The organism is Streptomyces sp. R41 (assembly GCF_041053055.1).
Taxonomy (GTDB): domain Bacteria; phylum Actinomycetota; class Actinomycetes; order Streptomycetales; family Streptomycetaceae; genus Streptomyces.
Map to the genome: position 1 here is coordinate 1646534 of NZ_CP163443.1, position 19872 is coordinate 1666405.

Consider the following 19872-nt stretch of genomic DNA (forward strand, 5'->3'; position numbering starts at 1 on the left):
TCTCCAGGCAGCCTCAGAGCGAAATCACCATCCTTGACCGTCCAAACGGGTATGGGCTGCTCGTTCGGCCTCGTTGCCCGCTTTATCTCCGCTATTTCCTTCCGGAGTTGTTTTGGCACTGCTCGCGCGACCGGATTGTTGGTTAGGGTGACAAGGAGAGGCTGATCCCGATGCCCTTGACCAGGGCGATAGCCAGGCTGGCGAGTTCGGGGCTGCACAGAATGGGTCGGACACGACGGGGGGCTCGCGTTGGATCGCCTGGCCGGAGCGGAGCTGGAAGTCGGCCAAGACCAGTTCGTGCTTCACGGGCTTGTCATCTTGCTCGGTCCAGCCGCGCAGCCCATACAGGCTGACGATCCCGGCCATGTCGGCGGGTGGCAGCGGGCAGTAAGCCGTGGCGTGCCCGGACTTCCGGGAACCGGAGCCGTCAGGAAACAACACCCCACAGTCGTGGGGCGCGGTCACCGGCTCCACCGACACGGTCAGCGTCTTGTTGCGGTCCCGCGGCGCCGGCAGGGCGGCGACGTAATCCCGCACCGCCCGACGCTGGGCACCGCAGACGCGGTGGGCGTGTGACCGGCCGGCCCCCACCCGCGGTGCTGCCCCCATCGCTGCGCGTGCGACTCGGGCTGATCGCGGCCCTCGCCGCGCTGGTGGTCGTCGTGCTCGGGGTCCTGTACGCCGGCCACAGCGAGCCCGGCAGGGTGGACAGGTGGATCATCCAGCCGACGGCGGACAGTGTGCGGCCGCCGTGGCGGCGCGTCGCTCTGGCCCTGGACTTCTTGGGGGAGCCCGCCGGATCGGCGATGTTGGTCGTGGCCGCCGTGGGCGGCTGCCTGCTGCTTCGGCGTCCTCGCGCAGCGGTGCTCATCGTTGCCGGGGTCGGCATGAGCGTGGGGACGGCGACACTGCTCAAGTCGCTGGTGGGACGCACCATCCACGGTGACGGCAACCTGTCCTATCCGAGCGGGCACACCGCCTTCTTCACCGCGCTCGCCCTCATGGCGGCGTTGCTCGCGACTGGCCGGCTCGGCCTCGGCAGGACGGCCGGCACGTCACTCGTGTTCGCCGCGGCGCTGGTTGCCGGCGCCGCGATGGGATGGGCGCAGGTCGCCCTGGGCGCGCACTACCCGACCGATGTCCTCGGCGGCTGGTGCACCGCGCTGGCGGTGATACCGGCGACCGCGTGGCTGGTCGACCGGATGGCTGACCGGCTGGCCGATCGGATGGCCGACGCCGGTCGACGGGAGCATCGCTGACGTCACGTCACGCCAAGCGGCGGAATACGGGCTTCACCGGTCGTCCGCCCAGCCAGGGGGTGGGGTCACCGGCGTCCAGTGCCTTCCGGTATACCGCACATGCCTGGGCCACCACGTCGACGGTGCGGTCGATGTCCGCGTCGTCGAGCGCGCTGCTCACCACGAACGACGGGGCCAGCACTCCGCCCGCGAGGAGCCGGCGCAGGAACAGGGTGCGGTACTGCTGCGACGGCTGCCGGTTCTCGTCCAGGGTGGCGAAGACCAGGTTGCTGGCCCGGCCCCGGACGACGATGTGGTCGCCGACGCCCATGCCGGCCGCAGCGTCGCGGACACCGGCGGCCAGCCGCTCGCCGAGGGCGTGCAGCCGCGCGGTGACGCCCTCCTCGACGTAGGTGCTTTGCACGGCCATCGCGGCTGCCAGGGAATGCGTTTCCGCACCGTGCGTGGTGGACAGCAGGAACACCCGGTCGCCGGAGTGACGCAGCCCGCCCCGCTCCATCAGCTCGCGGCGCCCGGCCAGCGCGGAGACGGCGAACCCGTTGCCCAGCGCCTTGCCGAACGTGGAGAGGTCGGGGACGACGCCGTACAGGCCCTGGGCGCCCGCCTCGGACCAGCGCAGGCCGGTGATCATCTCATCGAAGATCAGTACGCAGCCGTGCCGGTCGGCCAGTTCGCGCAGGCCGGCGAGGTATCCGGGAGGCGGCTCGGTGTGGCCGGCAGGTTCGAGAATCAGGCAGGCGACCTCGTCCTGGTACCGGGTGAGCAGCTCCTCCGTGGCGGCCAGGTCCCCGTAAGGGAACGCCACGGTGAGCTCGGTGGTCGCCGCCGGAATACCGGCGGCCATCGGCGTGGTGCCGATGAACCAGTCGTCGACGGAGAAGAACGGATGGTCGGCGCAGATGGCCACCCGCGGGCGCCCGGTGACGGCACGGGCGAGTCGCACCGCGGCGGTGGTGACGTCGGAGCCGTTCTTCGCGAACTTCACCATCTCCGCGGTCGGCACCGTGGCCAGGAAGCGTTCCGCGGCCTCGACCTCCACGATGGACGGCCGAACGAAGTTGCTGCCGCGGTCGATTTCCCTGCGCACCGCTTCGTTCACGCGTGGGTGGGCGTGGCCGAGGCTGACCGATCGCAGGCCGGAGCCGTACTCGATGTAGCGGTTGCCGTCGATGTCCCACACGTGGGCACCGCGGCCGTGGCTGATGACCGGGGCCAAGTTCTCGGGGTACTGGTCGTCGCCCTTGGCGTAGGTGTGCGCACCCCCGGGGATCATGGCGTGCAGCCGCTCGTTCGCCGTCCGCGACCGGGGCAGGAGGAACTCTTCGGTGTCCACGCTGACTTCAGCTCTCTTTCTGCTTCAGGACCTGGGCGAGGCTCGGCGCCTCCCGGTCCCGCTGGGACATCGATGCGACCGGCAGCGGCCAGGGAATGGCGAGCTCCGGGTCGTCGAAGCGAATCGTCAGGTCCTCGGCCGGATCGTGCGGGCGGTCGATCCGGTACGAGGTGTCGGCGGTCTCGGTCAGCGCCTGGAAGCCGTGCGCGCACCCCGCCGGGATGTACAGGGTCGTCTGTGTCTCGCCGGACAGCTCGAAGGAGGCCACGTTGCGGTACGTCGGCGAGTCCGGCCGCAGGTCCACGACGACGTCGAAGATCTTCCCGTACGAGCACCGCACCAGCTTGGCCTCGCCCAAGCCGGAGCGCAGGTGCAGGCCGCGCAGCACGCCCCGGACCGAGCGAGAGACGCTGTCCTGGACGAAGGCGTCCGGGTCGAGGCCCACCGAGCGGACCACGTCGGCGTCGAAGGTGCGGCAGAAGAAGCCGCGCTCGTCGGCGTACGGCGTCGGTTCGAAGAGATACGCGCCGGCGATCTCCGGGACTTCGGTCGCTTTCATGGAGCCTTCCGCGAGGTGGGGGCGTGGTCGGCCGCAGGGAACAGGGCCGTGGTCAAGGAGTTGAACTGGTGGTCAAGTCGGCGGGCGGCGGCCTGGTTCCGCTCGGTGAGGGTCTGCCGCAGCTCGGCCGATCGCTTCTCCAGCGCCCGGAACTGCTCGAGCAGCCGGTCGGCGTCGACCTCGCGCGCCGGATGGCAGTACGCGCCGAGGCCCATCTCCGTCATGAGCGCGTCGCTTTTGGCCGCGTAACAGAGAGCGAGCACCGGCGTACCGGTCTTCAGCGCGCAGATCAGGTTGTGGTACCGGATCGCCACCACGGTGTCGGCAGCCGCCATCTCCTTCATCAGGTCGGCCAGTGAGGACGGCTCGGCAGCGGTGACCAGCGGCGAGTCCACCGCGTCGAGGATCGCGGCGACCACCGACGCGTCGCATTCGTCGCCGGTGAGCAGCCGGACCGGCCTGCCCTCCTCGACCAGCGTGCGGACGAACCGGATCGTCCCGTCGAGGTAGCGCCGGTATATCTCCTCGGCCCGGGCGCGGTCGTCGTTGCCGCCGTGGAAGTCCATGACGCCGACGCAGACCGTGCCGGGCGAGTCCGAGGGGGCGCTCGCCCGCGGCGTCGGCAGGGAGAAGGCGAGGTCCGGGTAGACCTCGTCGCGCGCGGTGTCCACGCCCATCGCCCGCATCGCGTCGCGGGACTGGGCGTCCCGGTACGACCGGTACGCGGCCAGCCGCGCCGACCAGCGCACCAGGGCCCGGGTCGGCCGGTTGCCGATCGTCGCGGCGCCGACGCTGACCAGCGCGACCCGGGTGCCGAACAGCCGGCCGGATGCGCAGAGCAGGAACAGCGAGTACGGGAAACCCCACGGCCGCAGCGGCAGCGTGGCCTCCAGGACGCCCATGCCCGGCACGATCACCACGTCGTGCCGGCGCACCCAGGCGGCGGTGCGGAAGACGTCGACGAGTTTGCCCAGACCCTTCGCCGCGACCGCGCCCGCACGCGACGCGGTCCGGTACTCCCCGCGGTACCAGTGGAGCCGCGTCGCGGGGATCCCGAACCGGGTCGTCACGGCCTCGGGCCCGCCGCACAGCGCGTCCACGACCGCCTCCCGGTGCTCGGCGCGCAGGTAGCCGAGGACGGCCTCGAGCGACCCGTCGTTGCCGAGGTTGCCGGAGCCGAGCAGGCCGAACACCCCGACGCGCACCGGAGTTTCGTCCGCGGACGTCATGCCTGCCTCCCCTCACGGCCGGCGACGAGGGCGTCGACGGAGACCGTGAGCAGGGCCGGGTCGACCGGGGCGCGGTCCTCGACCCGCTCGCCGGCGCCCGGCCGGACCCGGCTGGTCATCCACGAGGCCAGGTGGCGATAGCACGCGCGCCGGTCGGCCGGGGACAACGGCGCCCGCCGGATCGCCGAGGCGAAGCCCCAGATGTACTCGGCGAGCAGCCGGGGCGTCGGGTGCAGCCGGCCTGCCCGGCGCGGGTCCAGGTTGACGCACCGGGAGCGCTTGGAAGGGTTCGCCCGCTCGGCGCGGGTGGGGTGGTCGCGGCGGAAGTACAGGAGTTCCGGCACCTGGTGGAAGCGCCCGTGCAGTGCGATCTCGGCGACGAACGTGCGGTCCGCGTGGTGGTAGCTGTCCATCGGCTTCACCCGGCGCAGCGCGTCGGCCCGGATCACCCCGTAGAAGTCGTCACCGCCGGGCTCGAACAGCATGCTGCGGAAGCGCTCCGGCGGGTGCGGCGAGTCGGTGGCGAGCGTGTACTCGTACGGGACCGTCACCTGGCCGTCGCCGTCGATGACCGCCTGGTCGGCGTGCGCGAGGATCACGTCCGGCCGCTCGTCCAGCGCCTCAACGCAGCGCTGCAGCAGGTCGCGGGCGTAAAGGTCGTCGTGCGAGGCCCACTTGAACAGCTCGCCGCGGGACTCGGCGAACACATGGTTGTGGTTCGGCGTGGCGCCGATGTTGCGGGGCAGCCGGAGGTACCGGATGCGCGAGTCCCGCGCGGCGTACTTGCGGCAGATCTCCTGGGTCCCGTCGGTCGAGGCGTTGTCGGAGATGACCAGCTCGAAGTCCTCGTAGGTCTGGCCGAGCAGGGCGTCGAGCGACTCGGCCAGGTACTCCTCGCCGTTGTACACGGGCAGGCCGATGCTCAGCCTGGGTTGGGCGGTCATGAGGTCCTCACTTCGGGGATGGAGTTCTGGCGGTGCTCGCCCAGGGCGGACCGCAGTTGCAGCCACCACACGGCCGAGCCGCTGACGGTCGCGGCGGCGACGCCCCAGGCCGAGCCGACCGTGCCGGCCATGACCGCCCCGCCGAGCCCGCCGCCGACGTAGCAGGCGGAGGCGAACAGCTGGCAGCGCAGGCTGCGTCGGGCCGCGCCGAGCGCGCGCAGCCCGGCCGCCGCGCCGGTGCCGAGGCCCGCGCCCGCGACGCCGAGGGTGATCGGCACGATGAGCTGTGCGGAGGAGTGCCAGACGTCGCCGAGGGCGAGTTCGCCGAGCCGGTCCGGCATCAGCAGCAGCGCCGCGCCCCACAGCAGCGCGGCACCGGCCTGCCCGCCACCGAGGAGGAGACAGAACCTGCCGAGGCGGTGCGGGGCCTGCCGCAGCACGCGTGCCGCTTCCGGGACCGTGACCAGCGAGAGACCCATGAGTACGGCGAGGAAGGGACCCATCAGGAGCTCGGCGCCCCGCACCGCACCCACCGCACCGAGCCCGACGATCGCGCCGAGCCCGTAGGCCCGCAGCTGGCTCGCGCCGCTGAGGCTGACGTTCTCGACCAGGTACCGGTAGCCGAGATCGCGCTGCTCGCGAAGCCACCCGCGCGCCTCGGTCACCCGGGGCCCGATGTCGGACTGGAAGTAGCCGTACGCAGCGGCCACCGTGGCGGACGCGCCCCAGGCGAGCACGAAAGCGGCCACGCTGCCCACACGGGCCGCCACGACCATGGCGGGTATGAGCGCGATGCCCCACACGACGTCGTTGACGAACGCCTTGCGCCCGGTGCCGGCGGCGAAGAACGCAAACCGCCAGGCGTCCTGGAGCAGCAGCCCCGGCAACATGACGCCAAGGGCGGCGAACGCGGGCCCCACGCGGCCGCCGAGGCCGAGCCCGGCCACCACGGACACCGCGCCGAGGGCGGTACCAACGCCGAGCGCGGTACCCGTCGACCGGACCACAGCCCCGCGCCAGGACGCGTCCGGCACGCCGCTGAAGCGCACCACGAGCGGGTCGGTGGCAAGGCCGCGGGAGACGTTGAGCACCACGCCGTAGGTCACCCAGGCCAGGCTGAACACGCCGAACGCGGTCACCCCCAGCGAGCGGGCCACGTAGATGCCCACCGCGAAGTTGCTGATGCTGGAGGCCGCCTGGTCGGCCAGTCCCCAGGACAGCCGGCCGACGAGGGCCCGCTTGGCGGACCCGGCCGGTGGCGCCGTTGTCTGCGGATTCTCCCCCTCGGTGGTCATCGGCGTCATGCCTTGATCAGGCCGGCGCCGTGCAGGGCGTCGGCCGCGACGGCCACGGTGTCGAACGGCAGCCCGGACCGCTCGGCGACGTCCAGCAGACTGTGCTCGCCGTCGGAGAGGTTGAGCACCCAGAGCATGGCCATCTGGGCCTGCTTGGTGTCGCTGCGGCCGCCGAGCGCGTCGTACAACCCGCGTCGGCCCAGCTGTGGTTCGCCGTAGGGGCTGAGGTTGAGGTACCGCCGGTTGCGGTCGAGCACGGCGAACGCCTCGCGGCAGACTGCAAGGGTGTCCGCCATCGCCTCCGGGAAGACGAAGTCCGGGTTGTCCGCCGAGGTGTGGTACTCGGGGTAGCCGGCGTACGGGGTCCGGCTGAGCGAGCCCACGCCGAGATTGAACCCGGGCGAGCAGTACTGCCGCTCGTCGTAGCCGTACGGGGTGAACTCGTCGACGTGGTGCGGGCGTTCGGATGCGGTCAGCACATGCCGCATCACCCGGTCGATCTCCGCGTCGCCGCGTCTGCTCTGCTTGTACGTCAACTGGCCCCGGTCCCCGGCGCAGGCGAGCACGAGGCCGTGCTTGACCCGGTCCACCCGCTCCGCGTTGCGGGCCAGCCAGGTGATCGCCCCGATGGTGCCGGGCGCGTAGATGAACCGGTAGGTGTAGTACGGCGTCTCCTGTGCCAGCGCCCGGGCCAGGAACGTCGCCACCGCGATGCCTGCCAGGTTGTCGTTGGCCAGCGACGGGTGGCAGACGTGGCAGGAGACGATCACCTCGTCGGGGACCTGCCCGGGGACGACATGCTCGGCGTAGGTGAGGTGGCCGTCTTCGAGCGTGGAGTCGATGCGTACCTCGTAGTCGCCGTCCGGCAGCGCGTCCAGGGTCTCCTGGGCCAGGCAGAATCCCCATTCCGGCTTGTAGTAGCTGGTGCGGTACGGCACCCAACTCGGGTGGTCCGGAAGGGTGTGCAGGTGCGTGCGCAGCTCGGCCAGCGGCATGGTCGCCGACACCGGCACGCTGTAGCCGAGCACGTGCAGGCTGGACGCGGCGAAGTCGACGACCCGGTTGCCGGCGGTGTCGGCGATGTAGGCGTCGCGGATGTTCCACTCCTGCGGCACCGTCCAGTCGAGCACCTGCGTCCCGGTCGGCACCTCGTGCACCTGCAGCGGGACGTACTCGCCGACGATCTCCAGGGTGGCGCGCACACCGTCGCCGGTGATGCTCCGGCACAGCGGGTACAGCCGCTCCACCAGGGCGTGCATCTCTTCGCCGACTGCGGTCATCGGCGCCACCGCAGGGTGTCGTCGACGGTGCCGGCGTCGGACGCCGCGCTCAGCACGGCGAGGCGGGTGAAGCGTCGCTCGAAGTCCTCCCGGGTCAGGTCGAACTTCCGGTAGGCGTCGGCGAGTTCGAGCGCGCCCTGCTTCACCGTCCACTCGCAGTCGAAGCCAGGAATTGCGGCGCGGAACCGGGAGAAGTCCACCCGGTACGACCGCGGATCGGCACCGTTCTCGCCGGTGATCCTCACCTTCGCGCCGGTCACCGCTTCGGCGACCTGTTCGGCGATCTCGGCGACCGTGACGTTGTTGGTCTCGCTGCCGATGTTGAACGCCCGGTCGTGCACCGCTTCCTGCGGCGCGGTCAGCGCGGCCGTGAAGGCCCTTGCGATGTCGGCGGCGTGCACCAGCGGGCGCCAGGGGGTGCCGTCGGAGAGCACCAGCACCTCGCCGGACAGGAGGGCGTGGCCCACCAGGTTGTTCAGCACGATGTCGGCGCGCAGCCGGGGCGAATAGCCGAAAGCGGTGGCGTTGCGCATGAACACCGGGGTGAAGTCGTCGTCGGCCAGCGCGTGCAGGTCGTCCTCCACCCGCACCTTGGACTCCGCGTACGGCGTCACCGGGCGCAGCGGGGCGTCCTCGGTCACCAGGTCGTCGCCGCCTGCGGCGCCGTAGACCGAGCAGGTGGACGCGTACAGGAAGCGCCGCACTCCGGCGTCGCGGGCCAGCCGGGCCAGCCGTACGGACGCGTGGTGGTTGATGTCGTAGGTGAGTTCCGGCGCCAGCGATCCCAGCGGGTCGTTGGAGAGCGCGGCCAGGTGGATCACGGCGTCCACCCCCGCCACGTGTTCGGCCGTGACGTCGCGCAGGTCCACCCGGTGCCCCGACGGGTCCGCGGGCGCCGGGCCGAGGACGCAGTCGGCGAACAGGCCGGCGTCGAGGCCGACGACCTCGTGTCCGGCGGCCGCGAGGACCGGGGCCATCACGGTGCCCAGGTAGCCCTGGTGTCCGGTCAGCAGTACGCGCAAAGTTCAGTCCCCCAGATTGAGCGTGAGTTTGGTGACGGCGAACGCCTCGGCGTAGCGCGCGTGGCATTCGATACCGCGGATCCGGGCAAGGCCGAGGAATGCCTCCCGGTCGTACCAGGGCCGGTGCCGCTGCGAGGGGTAGTGCTCCTGCAACAGCCGCACCTTCAGTTCGGCGATCTCGGGCGACAGCGGCTGGTACGCCGCCGGTCGGCCGAGATCGCCGTCCCACTTGACGATCTCGTAGCCGAGCACGAGGTGGTCGCGGAACGCGGTGGGCAGCAGCTGCGCCAGGCCGCGGTGATCCTGGTGCGCGTCGTCGGTACGCGGGGCGAGGACCAGGTCCGGCTCGGTCTGCAGACGCAGCTCCTCGACCGCGGCCTTGGCCTCCTCCCAGTGCGCGGGCATCCGTCCGTCCGGCAGCTTGAGCACGGTCAGCCGCAGGTCGGCGCCCGGGCAGAAGGCGGCGAGCGCGGCCCGCTCCTCCTGCTCCCGCTCGCTGCCACCGCCGGAGAGCACCAGCGCGTCGACCCGGGTGCCCGGGTGCGCGAGGCACATCGTCAGCAGCGTGCCGCCGGCGCCGATGGCGATGTCGTCGCAGTGCGCCCCTACCGCGACGATCCGGTCCAGGCGCCCGGCCCCGAGCCGGATCACGCTCTCGCTCCGGCACTCGCGCCGTCGTGTTCCCACACGGCCCACGGACGGTCGCCCCGGGCGTAGGCGTCGTCGAGCGCGGCCCGCTCCTTCACGGTGTCGGTCGGCTTCCAGAAGCCGCGGTGCTGGTGCGCCACCAGCCGTCCACGCTTGGCCAGTTGGGCGCAGCCGTCGGCGACCAGGTCCCCGTTCTCCGGTATGTGGTCGAAGACCTCCTGGCGAAGCACGAAGTAGCCGCCGTTCTCCCACAGCGGCATATCGCTCACCGCGGTGATGCCCCCCACCAGGCCGTCCTCGCCGAGGTCCACGCAGTGGAACGAGGACTGCGGCGGCACCACCATCATCGACGCCCCGGCGTCGCGCCGGGCGAAGTTCTCGATCATCTCCGGCAGCGGGGCATCGGTGAGCACGTCGGCGTAGTTGGCGAGGAACATCTCGTCGCCGTCCAGGTGGTGCCGCACCCGGCGCAGCCGCTCCCCGATCGGTGACTCGATGCCAGTCTGCGCGAACGTGATCGTCCAGTCCGCGATGTCGGTGGACAGCAGCTCGGTCCGCCCGCCCCGCAGCACGAAGTCGTTGGACGTCGTCTCCTCGTAGTTGAGGAAGAAATCCTTGATGTGATGCGCCCCGTACCCGAGACACAGGATGAACTCCGTGTGCCCGAAGTGCGCGTAGTAGCGCATGACGTGCCAGATCAGCGGGCGCGGCCCGACCATCGCCATCGGCTTGGGCACGTCGTCGGAGGTTCCGTTGCGCATGCGCATCCCGTAACCGCCGCAGAACAGAACGACCTTCATGCTGTGACCTTTCCAGACGCGACCTCGACAATGCTCAGTTCCGGGATGGGAAAGACCAGCCGACCGCCCCAGTCGTGCACGAAGGACAGCTGCTCGACCAGCTCGGCCCGCAGGTTCCACGGGAGGACGAGGACGTAGTCCGGCTTGTCGGCGGCTATCTGCTCGGGCGGCAGGATCGGGATGCGCGTGCCCGGGGTGAACCTGCCGTGCTTGTACGGGTTGCGGTCGACCGTGTACGCGAGCAGGTCGGGCCGGATGCCGCAGTGGTTGAGCAGGGTGTTGCCCTTGCCCGGGGCGCCGTAGCCGACGACCGTCTCACCGCGCTCGGCCGCGTCGATGAGGAACCGCAGGAGGTCCCGGCGCACCTTGGCCACCCGAGCGGAGAACTCGGTGTACCCGGACAGCTCCTGCAGCCCGGCGGCCTTCTCCCGGGCCAGCACGTCGGCCACCCGCTGCGACGGCTCCCCCGCCACCTCGGCCGGCCGGGCCCACAGCCGGATGGAGCCGCCGTGCGTAGGCAGCAGCTCGACGTCCACGAGCGCGAGTCCGCCGCTCGCAAGGGCTCGGATCGCGGACGCGACCGTGTAGTACTGGAAGTGCTCGTGGTAGATCGTGTCGTACTGGTTCTCCTCGATCAGGGTCAGCAGGTGCTGCACCTCGATGGAGACCCAGCCGTCGTCGGCGACCAGGGCGCGCAGCCCCTGGGTGAACCCGACCACGTCGGGGATGTGCGCGTACACGTTGTTGGCCACGACCAGGTCCGCGGGGCCCTGCTCGGCGCGGACGGCCGAGCCGGTGTCCGGGTCCAGGAACTCCGTGAGCGTGGGCACACCCGCGTCCCGCGCCGCGGCGCCGACGTTCACGGACGGCTCGATGCCGAGGCAGCGGATCCCGCGGTCCACCACATGCCTCAGCAGGTACCCGTCGTTGCTCGCGACCTCGACCACGAAGGCGTCCGGGCCGAGGGCAAGACGCTCTACGGCGTCGGCGACGAACGTGCGCGCGTGCTCCACCCAGGAGGTCGAGTACGAGGAGAAGTACGCGTACTCCTTGAACGTCTCCTCCGGCGTGATCAGCGGAGGGATCTGCGCCAGCCAGCAGTCGGTGCAGACCCGCAGGTGCAGCGGGTACGCGGGCTCCGGTTGATCCAGTTGGTCCGCGGCGAGAAAGCTCTCACATGGTGGCGTCGCCCCAAGGTCGACGACGCTCGCCATCGCTTCCGAGCCGCACAGTCGGCATCGTGTCATCTGCTGTCCCCATCCCCCCTGCTCGCGCGGGTGTCCCCACCGCGAGCCAGTGCTGACCGACCCGCGATCGCGGTGCGGTACTCCTCCACCAGGCGCTCAAGGCCGACGGCCGGGCTGAACCCCTGCTCGTAACGGCGCCGGGCCGCCTGGCCCATCTCCCGGTTGCGGGCCGGCTCGGCCGCGATCCGGCGTATGCAGGACGCGAGCGAGGCGGACTCGCCCGGCCGGTGCAGCAGTCCGGTCACCCCGTCCTCGACGAGTTCGACGAAGGCGCCGTGACCGGCGGCGACGGTCGGGACCCCCGCCGCCATCGCCTCCACGACCACCAGGCCGAACGCCTCCAGCCAGGTCGAGGGAGCCACCACGGCGACCGACCGCGCGACGGCCTTTTGGCACTCCGCCCCGTCGTACAGGCCGACGTAGCGCACGTCGTCCCGGCCCGCAGCCCAGGCGGTCACCTCTCGCTCCAGCGGCCCCGCGCCGGCGATCACGAGCGGTACGCCCACGCCCCCGCTCGCTGCGATCTCGTCCCACGCGGCCATGAGCAGCCGTACGCCCTTGGCCTCCGCGAGCCGGCCGAGATAGAGCAGATGCTCACCGGTGCCCTCTCGGCAAGTGCCCGGGTCGGGCACGAAGTTGTGCTTCACCGCAAGGCGCTCGGCGGGCATACCGGCCCGCACCAGGACGTCGCGCTGCGCCGCGGAGATGCAGAAGAACCGCTCCACGCCGGACCACCACCGCCGCCGGTTGACCGACAGGCTGACCGCGAGGGGCACCGTCGCCAGGCGGGAGTTGCGGTAACAGCCGTGCCGGACGGCGGGCAGCGGCGTCGACCCGACGCACTCGGTGCACGGCCGGCCGTCCCGTTGCAGCGTGCCGGGCGGGCAGACCTGGGTGTAGTTGTGCAGCGTGGCGACGGCGGGCACGCCGGCGTCGGCGCAGGCGGCGAGGACCGCGGGCGACAGGAGCGGGAAGACGTTGTGGACGTGCACCACGTCCGGCCGTTCGGTGCGAAGGCGGGCGGCCAGTTCCGTGCGAACCGCCGGGTTCCACGGCACGAGCAGCGGCACCGCGACCTTGCCGAGCAACGACCGGTCGGCGATGGTGTCGCTGCGCCGCTCGAACACCTCGACCCGGTGGCCGGCCGCGAGCAGCAGCTCCACCTCCTGGTCGACGACCTTGTTCTCCCCGCTCGGCTGCGCCGAGTTGTAGCGGTTGTGCACCACGAGGACGTGCATGCTCAGGTCACCTCCGATCTACGGGCCCAGCGCGGGATGTGTCGTCGAGGGACTTCGGGCATCGAGAGGGGAGCGGCCTCGGCGGGTGCCGCAAGGAGCGAGGCTGCCAGGGCCAGATGCAGCAGATACGGCGAGGCGTCGCCAAGACCGGCCTCGGTGTACGACGCGATCGCGCAGTAGCTGATCAGGAAGATCGCGCAGGCCCTCTGCAGCGACGGTGGCCGCAGCAACGCGACGCCGCCCAGCACGATGATGATCCCCGCGACGAGGGTGACGCCGATCAGACCCTGCTCGTTGTAGACGGCCAGCCAGCTGTTGTCGATCGGCAGCCCGCCGAACGACTTGTCGCCCAGGCCCACGCCGAACAGCTGCTCCGAGGTCGACCGGGGCGCTGCCAGCAGGGCGTCCCAGACCTTGGCCCGACCGGTGAGGCTGGAGAAGTTCTCCTTGCTCTGCCCGCGCAGGAACCACGACTGCAGCGCGGAGGCGAACCCCACCGCGGCCACCACGGCGATCAGCACCGCCCAGGTGAAGAACCGGCGGGCTGCCGCGGTGGTCAGGATGAGCGAGCCGATCGCCAACGCCAGCCCGATGAACAGGCCGAGCGTGGCCGTCCGGGTATGGGTCAGCGCGAGCAGCACGAATGACGGCACGATGACCACCGCGGCGCTGACCCGGTCGGTCCGGCGGCCCAGGACGAGCAGCACGGTGAGCCCGATGATCACCGCGGCGTACTGCCCGATCTGCGGCGGGGTGAGCGGCCACAACGCGCCGACAAGGCGTCCGCCGTAGAGGTCGGGCAGGGCCGCGCCCGGTGAGACGACCAGGCCGGCGGCCACCGATCCGAGCACCGCGAAGTACATCCGGATGTGGTGCCGGACGAACGTCAGGCTGCCGTCCCACCAGCGGCTGAGCAGCCACAGCGTGCCGACGAAGAGAGCCAGCCGGAAGCAGCGGAACAGCGCGCCGAACCCGGACTCCAGGTTCGCGCTGGAGATCACGCTCGCCACCAGCAGCAGGGTGAGCAGGAACACGTAGGCGCTGGCCCGGATGCGCAGTCGGAGATTGACCGTGAGCGCCAGCGCGAACGCGGCGACCAGCGCGCCCATGGTGACCATCTGGATGAGGGAGCGGGGCAGCGGGACGATGGTCTTCGCCCCGGCGGAGCCGAGCGTGTTGAGGACCAGCAGTCCCCAGACGATCCCGACGATCCTCGGTGTGCCGGCAGGGCGCGGTTCGGCGCCGGGCTGCGTGGCCGCCGTGTCCGGTCCGCCCGGCAGCCCATCGCGCGTCAGGTCCCCGCCCATCTCAACCACCGGCCCGTGGGTCGAGGGTGCTGCCCGCGTCCTGCTGGTACGGCGTGCTCTGCCACTGCCCGAAGTCGAGCACCCGGCTCTGGTCTTCGGCGACGAACTCCCACGGTCCGACGTAATCGTTGTCGTGCCAGCGGTTGTGCTGCTTGGTGGTGATCGCGTCAGCCACCCGCTCGCCCTTGTACGGCGACCAGTCCGGATAGGTTCCGTAATTAGCAAGGAGCGCCATTCGGTCGCACTTCTGCGTGCACTTGACGACGGACTTGTCCAGCACGAAGCGGTTGTCGTGGATGTCCACCCGCTGGGTCTTCCACCGGCAGTCGGCGTAGAGCGGTGCCTTGGCGATCGCCGGCTTCGCGCAGCGGTGGGTGTCCCCCACCAGCAAGGTGCAGTCACCGGACGAGGTGTTGGCCGGGCTGTTGCAGAACCGGTCGGCGTTTTCCCACAGGGTGATCCCGGACCAGTTGTTCTCCAGCACGTTCCGGTAGATCTCGATCTTGTTGGTGCGGGCCCGGATCCGTGGTTCGCCGCCGGACTCGGACAGGTAGATGGTCGCGTACGGGAAGGTGTCGCCGCGGTCGCCCTCCCTGCGGCCCTCGACCCAGTTGTTCCGCCGGAAAGTGTTGTTCCGGATGACCGCGTTGTAACTGGTCTCGTAGATCAGCGCGGCACCGTCGTTGGCCTCGAGCACGTTGTTCTCGATGCGGAAGTCGTTGTTGTTGGTGTCCGCCCACAACCCGGTTCCGCGGTTGTCGTGCACCCAGTTGCCGCGCACGTCGGCGCCGTTGACGGCCCAGAACTTGATGCCTCCGGTGCAGCCGCAACCCTTTCGCCGCCGCTCCCAGTCGCCGGTGTTGTTGCCCACGATCTCGTTGCCCTCGACCACCAGGCCGCTGATCCGGCCGTTGGCCTTGTACGCGTTCATGCCGTACTGACCGTTGTCGCGCAGGCAGCTGGCGCGGACCTGCTGGCGGGCACCGGCCATCAGCCCGGCGCCGGAGTTGTTCTGGATCGTCGCGTGCTCGATCACCCACCCGTCGCCCGAGTCATGGTTGACCACGCCCTCGTCCGGCGGCGCGACGAAACCCTGCACGGTCAGGTAGCGGATGGTGACGTTGCGGGCGGTACCGCCGAACGCGTACTGGTTGATCTTCCGGCCGTCGAGCACCGCGCCCGGCGCACCGAGGTAGCGGTCCCCCTTCTTGGGGATGACCTGGGCGTAGCGGTCTCGCTCGAGCGTGTGCTTGCCCGGTCGAAGCCAGAACGTGGTGTTCGGGGGGCTGCTCTTGGTCTTCGCTGCCAGGTCACCGACCACCTTGGGGTCGACGGTCACCGCGCCCGCCGGTGCCTTCGCCGGCCCGGCCGCGGGCTTGGCGCACACCCGGGCCACGGATCGGTCCGCGGACGTGGCGGACGTGGTGGCCGCGGCCTTCGGCTCCGCCCCGGCGCCCGACGCGCTGTCACAGCCGGTCGCCAGCAGGGCCAGCGCCAGCGGTGCCGCCGCCAACGCCCAGTGCCGCCTCTTGATCCCCACGCGCCCCCCTAGCCGCGGAACCTGAGCACGGTGGTGAAGCCCTCCGTGCCGTCGGTGAAGCCGGTGCCGACCAGCGTTGTGGCGGGTTCCTTGCGCCCGAAACCGGCGGAGTACCAGCCCAGCGGCGGATCGGTCTCGCCGCGATGCGCCCGCCAGGACAGCTGCCCGGGCAGGTCGAGCACCGCGGAGCAGTCCTCGCCGTCCCGCGTCCAGGTGAGCTCGGCCCGGTTCTCCACCAGGTCCGCGGTGATCGCCGGGCCGAGGTGGAACACCAGACGCACGGCACCGCCCGGGCCGCGCACCTCGTCGACCACCCTCAACTCCCGGCTCACGGCCGTCAGTTCCACCCGGCGGCGGTGCACCGAGCCTTGGTAACCGTCGTGCTCCGCACTCCAGCGGGCCGTCCCCCCATCGGAGGCGCCGGACGTGTCCGCGACCAGTACGCGGCTGCGGGCATGCCGGGTCCACAGGAACGGGCCGCCGGAGACGGACTGGTCACCGCCGTCCAGTTGCAGCGTGTTGTGGCCGAGCGTCGACCGGAAGTACTGCCGCCACTCGGGCTGCCCGTGGTAGCAGTACGTCCCCGGGTCGGCGAGCACGTCGACCCCGTCGTGCCGGACCTCCACGGACAGCGCGTCCGCGTGGGCGTGCGCGGCGATGGACAGGAAGCCGTGCGGACCACCGTCGCAGCGGCACCAGATCTCCCCCGGGCCGCGCAGGATGGTCATGCCCGCGTCGGCGAAGTGGCCCGGTCGGCTTGCCGGGCGGGCCACGGCCGGTGCGGTTCCATTGTTCGAGTACGGCTTGATGAGCGCGGCCAGCAGCGGGGTGCGCACATCGGTTCCGGTCACCGACGGCCACCAGGCGAGCCGGCCGAACACGGCCTCCCCGGTGGACAGCAGCGAGCCCCAGCGATCGGTGCCCGCGCCGTCCACGACCAGACCGTGCCCGTCGTCCGCGTCGCCCTGGCGCGGCGGCCGCAGCCGGTTGTCCACGACGGCCGCGAGCGCGTCGGTCATCCGCAGCAGCACCAGGCGGACGGTCGCGGGGACGGGCACGCCCGCGGCGTCCGCCTCGGCCACCGCGGCCAGACCGAGCTCCAGCACCAGGCCGTGGTACTCGGAGGCCAGCTCACGGTTGAGACCGGAGAGGAAGGTATTGCCGCGCAGATGCCGCTCGAGCGACCGCAGGGCGTCGGCCCGCCAACGCGCCGAGGAGGTGAACCAGTCGAACGCGCAGGCCGCGGCGAACTGCCCGGCGGTCTCGGCGATGACGTGGTTGTTCGCCGAAGACCCCCGGCTGGGAAAGGCGGCCAGCCAGCGCTGGTGGTGCCAGATCTGGTTCAGCGCCACCGGGTTGCCCTCGAACAGCTCGGTCGCGCCCGGCCAGCCGTCGAGCAGCCGGCGGATCCACACCCAGGAGAGCAGCCGGATGCCCAGCTCGATGCCGCTGATCCAGTGCACTCCGCGCAGCGGTGGGTTGGCCGCCCACCACGACCGCAGGTGCTCGGCGACCCGCTCGGCGTACCGCTCGTCCCCGGTGATCGCGTAGGCGGCGGCGAGCACGGTGAGGTACTGGTGCCGGGACAGCTCCCAGATCTGCTTGATGTCCCCGACCGCGTCCTCGTTCCGGTACGGCACGTCGAAGGCGTAGCCCCACGGAGCCCGGCGCCCGGTCTTCGGGTCGCACCACCAGTCCGGGTCGGTCAGGTCGTCGCGGACCACCCCGAAGAACTCGGCGTGCCCGTACATCAGCCGGTCCGCCTCGGCGATGAGACGTTTCGCGGCGTCCGGTGGCACTGCGGCGATCGTCCCCGCGGGCAGGACCGCGGTGAACCGGGCGCCGGTCACGCTCGGGCAGGCCGGCGGCGCCGACCGCCACCGCCGCCTGCGCACCACGTCGCCCACCCGGCCCGCGACCTCCTGCGGTCCCATCCGGGACAGCCGCCGCAGGTACCAGCCCGCGCTCATGGTCATCGCGCCCGCTCCAACGTCACCGGCGCGCCGCAGGCCAGACCGGTCTGCACGGCGAGGGTGGCCGAGGTGGTGGCGACCAGCGACTCCAGCGGCACCGGCATCGGCCCGCCGGTCCGCACGGCCTTGATGAACGCGGCCAGCTCGGCGTTCTGGCCCTTGTCCCGGGCCTTGGGCAGCCGCGAACTGACCCACTTCTTGGGGCCGTACACCGAGGCACGGACGAAGTCGTCCAGTCGCAGCACCTTGCCGTCCGCGACCAGGTCCAGCGTCTCCTTGGGGAAGCCGGGCGCGCCGGTGGTGACGTAGCTGATGGTGGCGGTGGACCCGTCCGGGTAGCGCAGTACGACCTGCAGGTCGTCGTTGCCGGACGGGGCGACCGCGTACACCGAGACCGGGTCGGCGTCGAGCAGCCAGCTCGCGGTGTCGATGAAGTGCCCGCCCTCGCCGACGAACCGTGAGCCCTCGCTGCCCTGTTGGAGGTACCAGCTGCCGTGCTGCAGTTGGCCCGCGTTGACGAGGTAGCGCAGGCTCGCCGGGCCGGTCCGGGCGCCGAACCGCTTCCTGGCGTCCTGCAGCAGCGGCGCGAACCGGCGGTTGAAGCCCACCTGCAGCCGGTCGTTGCCGGACTCCTCCACCGCCGCGAGTACGCCGGCCAGCTCGTCCTCGGTGAGGGCCAGGGGCTTCTCCACGAACACGGTCTTGCCCGCAAGGAGTGCTCTTCGGGTCAGTTCGGCGTGCGAGCTGTGCCGGGTGACCACGAACACCGCGTCGATGGACTTGTCGCCGAGCACGGCGTCGAGATCGGTGGTCGCCTCGGCGAAGCCGAACTTCCGCTGCGCGTTGGCCGCGGACAGCGCCGTCGTGGTGACCACTGTCGACAGCTCGACGCCCTCGCGCTGTGCCAGGTGCGGCAGCAGCATCGACGTCGCATAGTTTCCCGCGCCGACGAACGCGAGGCGCACCGGTGTCTTGGCGGCCCGGGCCGGCGTGGACACTCCGCCGCTGGGTCGCTTCACCGCGGGCACGGCCACCGCCGGGGCCCCCGCTTCCTCCGCTTCCCCCGCGTGTTCGGGGTACCGGAACAGCACGGCCACGGCCTTCAGGTCGCCGTCCTTCAGGCGCTGGTACGTCTCGACCGCGTCATCGAAGTCGGCGATGTGGGAGACCAAGGGCTCCACGTCGACGGCGCCGCGGGCGACGAGGTCGAGGAAGCACGCCAGGTTGCGGCGCTCGGTCCAGCGCACGTAGCCGATCGGGTAGTCCCGGCCCTCGAGCTCGTACTCCGGGTCGTAGCGCCCGGGGCCGTAACTGCGGGAGAACCGGACGTCGAGCTCCTTCTCGTAGTACGCGTTCCACGGCAGGTCCAGGCGGCACTTGCCGATGTCGACGACCCGGCCGCGGTCCCGGCAGAGTCGGGCGGCCAGCTCGACGGGCTGGTTGCTGCCGCCGCCCGCGGCCAGGTACACCTGGTCCACGCCGTGACCGTCGGTGAGTTCGGCGACGGCGGCTTCCACGGCCGGGGACGCGGGATCGCCGCAGGCCGCGGCGCCCAGGCGCTCGGCGAGTTCGCAGCGCACCGCGTCGGGGTCGGCCCCGACGACGCGGACTCCCGAGGCGACGAGCAGCTGCACCACCAGCTGCCCGATCAGGCCGAGGCCGATGACCAGCGCCACCTCGCCGAGCTGTGGCTCGCCTTGGCGGACGCCCTGCATCGCGATCGACCCGACGGTGCCGAAGGCCGCGTGCCGCGGCGCGAGGCCGTCCGGCACCGGGGCGTAGAGGTTCTTCGGCACCCAGTTGAGCTCGGCATGCAGCGCGTGCTCGTTGCCTGCGCAGGCCACGAGGTCGCCGACCTTCACATCGTCGATCCCGGCGCCGACCTGTTCGACGACCCCGCACAGCGAGTAGCCGAGCGGCGTGTAGGAGTCCAGCTTGCCCATCACCTTGCGGTAGGTGGCGGGCACCCCGTTGGTGGCCACGCTCTGCATGACCTTGGCCACCTGGTCCGGCCGTGAGCGGGCCTTGCCCAGCATCGACATGCCGGCCTCGGACACCTTCATGAGCTCGGTCCCGGTGGAGATCAGCGAGAAGGCACTGCGGACCAGCACGCCGCCCGGCTTGCACCCCGGCACCGGAACGTCGAGCACCGCCAGCTCGCCGCTCTTGTAGTTCTGTACAACCTGTTTCACCGAAGT

At 71.3% G+C, this 19872-nt stretch carries 17 protein-coding genes; 1 reads left to right on the plus strand and 16 read right to left on the minus strand.

All coding sequences use genetic code 11. The features are described 5' to 3' along the window. Nucleotides 1–24: 24 nt before the first annotated feature. Nucleotides 25–537: a hypothetical protein gene (locus tag AB5J53_RS07780; protein WP_369244870.1), complete on the minus strand. Its 513-nt coding sequence runs from the start codon at nt 535–537 to the stop codon at nt 25–27. Between the two features lie 35 nt (nt 538–572). Here AB5J53_RS07780 and AB5J53_RS07785 point away from each other — a divergent pair, with 35 nt between their 5' ends. After that, a complete protein-coding gene (locus tag AB5J53_RS07785; protein WP_369244871.1) occupies nt 573–1259 on the plus strand; it encodes a phosphatase PAP2 family protein in 687 nt (228 codons plus the stop codon). Nucleotides 1260–1266: 7 nt separating this feature from the next. Here the strand turns inward: AB5J53_RS07785 and AB5J53_RS07790 are convergent, their stop codons facing one another. From AB5J53_RS07790 to AB5J53_RS07860, 15 genes are read right to left on the minus strand one after another with little or no spacing between them, the layout of a single operon-like run. Beyond that, the gene (locus AB5J53_RS07790; protein ID WP_369244872.1) at nt 1267–2592 is read right to left on the minus strand and encodes a glutamate-1-semialdehyde 2,1-aminomutase; all 1326 of its coding nucleotides are present in this window, start codon (nt 2590–2592) and stop codon (nt 1267–1269) included. A gap of 7 nt (nt 2593–2599) precedes the next feature. Beyond that, on the minus strand, nt 2600–3151 hold the full coding sequence (rfbC, locus tag AB5J53_RS07795) for a dTDP-4-dehydrorhamnose 3,5-epimerase (RefSeq protein ID WP_369244873.1): 552 nt from the start codon (nt 3149–3151) through the stop codon (nt 2600–2602). After that, the gene (locus tag AB5J53_RS07800) at nt 3148–4380 is read right to left on the minus strand and encodes a polysaccharide pyruvyl transferase family protein (RefSeq protein WP_369244874.1); all 1233 of its coding nucleotides are present in this window, start codon (nt 4378–4380) and stop codon (nt 3148–3150) included. The genes rfbC and AB5J53_RS07800 overlap by 4 nt, the downstream gene beginning before the upstream one ends. Then, nucleotides 4377–5324: a glycosyltransferase family 2 protein gene (locus AB5J53_RS07805; protein WP_369244875.1), complete on the minus strand. Its 948-nt coding sequence runs from the start codon at nt 5322–5324 to the stop codon at nt 4377–4379. The genes AB5J53_RS07800 and AB5J53_RS07805 overlap by 4 nt, the downstream gene beginning before the upstream one ends. Continuing rightward, a complete protein-coding gene (locus AB5J53_RS07810; protein ID WP_369244876.1) occupies nt 5321–6628 on the minus strand; it encodes a hypothetical protein in 1308 nt (435 codons plus the stop codon). Before AB5J53_RS07810 ends, AB5J53_RS07805 begins: the two co-directional genes overlap by 4 nt. Continuing rightward, nucleotides 6625–7908 carry a DUF4910 domain-containing protein gene (locus tag AB5J53_RS07815; RefSeq protein WP_369244877.1) on the minus strand — a complete coding sequence of 428 codons (1284 nt, stop codon included), beginning with the start codon at nt 7906–7908 and terminating at the stop codon, nt 6625–6627. Before AB5J53_RS07815 ends, AB5J53_RS07810 begins: the two co-directional genes overlap by 4 nt. Further along, entirely contained in the window at nt 7896–8921 is a 1026-nt protein-coding gene (locus AB5J53_RS07820) for an NAD-dependent epimerase/dehydratase family protein (protein WP_369244878.1), read from the minus strand. The genes AB5J53_RS07815 and AB5J53_RS07820 overlap by 13 nt, the downstream gene beginning before the upstream one ends. Before the next feature lie 3 nt (nt 8922–8924). After that, a complete protein-coding gene (locus AB5J53_RS07825) occupies nt 8925–9572 on the minus strand; it encodes a PIG-L deacetylase family protein (protein ID WP_369244879.1) in 648 nt (215 codons plus the stop codon). Continuing rightward, complete coding sequence (locus tag AB5J53_RS07830; RefSeq protein ID WP_369244880.1) at nt 9569–10369, minus strand: glucose-1-phosphate cytidylyltransferase; 801 nt, start codon at nt 10367–10369, stop codon at nt 9569–9571. Before AB5J53_RS07830 ends, AB5J53_RS07825 begins: the two co-directional genes overlap by 4 nt. After that, complete coding sequence (locus AB5J53_RS07835) at nt 10366–11616, minus strand: class I SAM-dependent methyltransferase (protein ID WP_369244881.1); 1251 nt, start codon at nt 11614–11616, stop codon at nt 10366–10368. The genes AB5J53_RS07830 and AB5J53_RS07835 overlap by 4 nt, the downstream gene beginning before the upstream one ends. Beyond that, entirely contained in the window at nt 11613–12854 is a 1242-nt protein-coding gene (locus AB5J53_RS07840) for a glycosyltransferase (protein ID WP_369244882.1), read from the minus strand. Before AB5J53_RS07840 ends, AB5J53_RS07835 begins: the two co-directional genes overlap by 4 nt. A 2-nt stretch (nt 12855–12856) precedes the next feature. Next, nucleotides 12857–14161, minus strand: coding sequence for an O-antigen ligase domain-containing protein (locus AB5J53_RS07845; protein WP_369244883.1), 1305 nt, complete (start codon nt 14159–14161; stop codon nt 12857–12859). A gap of 1 nt (nt 14162) precedes the next feature. Then, a complete protein-coding gene (locus tag AB5J53_RS07850) occupies nt 14163–15701 on the minus strand; it encodes a right-handed parallel beta-helix repeat-containing protein (protein WP_369244884.1) in 1539 nt (512 codons plus the stop codon). A gap of 8 nt (nt 15702–15709) precedes the next feature. Beyond that, nucleotides 15710–17677: an alginate lyase family protein gene (locus tag AB5J53_RS07855; RefSeq protein ID WP_369244885.1), complete on the minus strand. Its 1968-nt coding sequence runs from the start codon at nt 17675–17677 to the stop codon at nt 15710–15712. After that, nucleotides 17674–19866, minus strand: coding sequence for a bi-domain-containing oxidoreductase (locus AB5J53_RS07860; protein ID WP_369244886.1), 2193 nt, complete (start codon nt 19864–19866; stop codon nt 17674–17676). The genes AB5J53_RS07855 and AB5J53_RS07860 overlap by 4 nt, the downstream gene beginning before the upstream one ends. Nucleotides 19867–19872 lie beyond the last annotated feature (6 nt).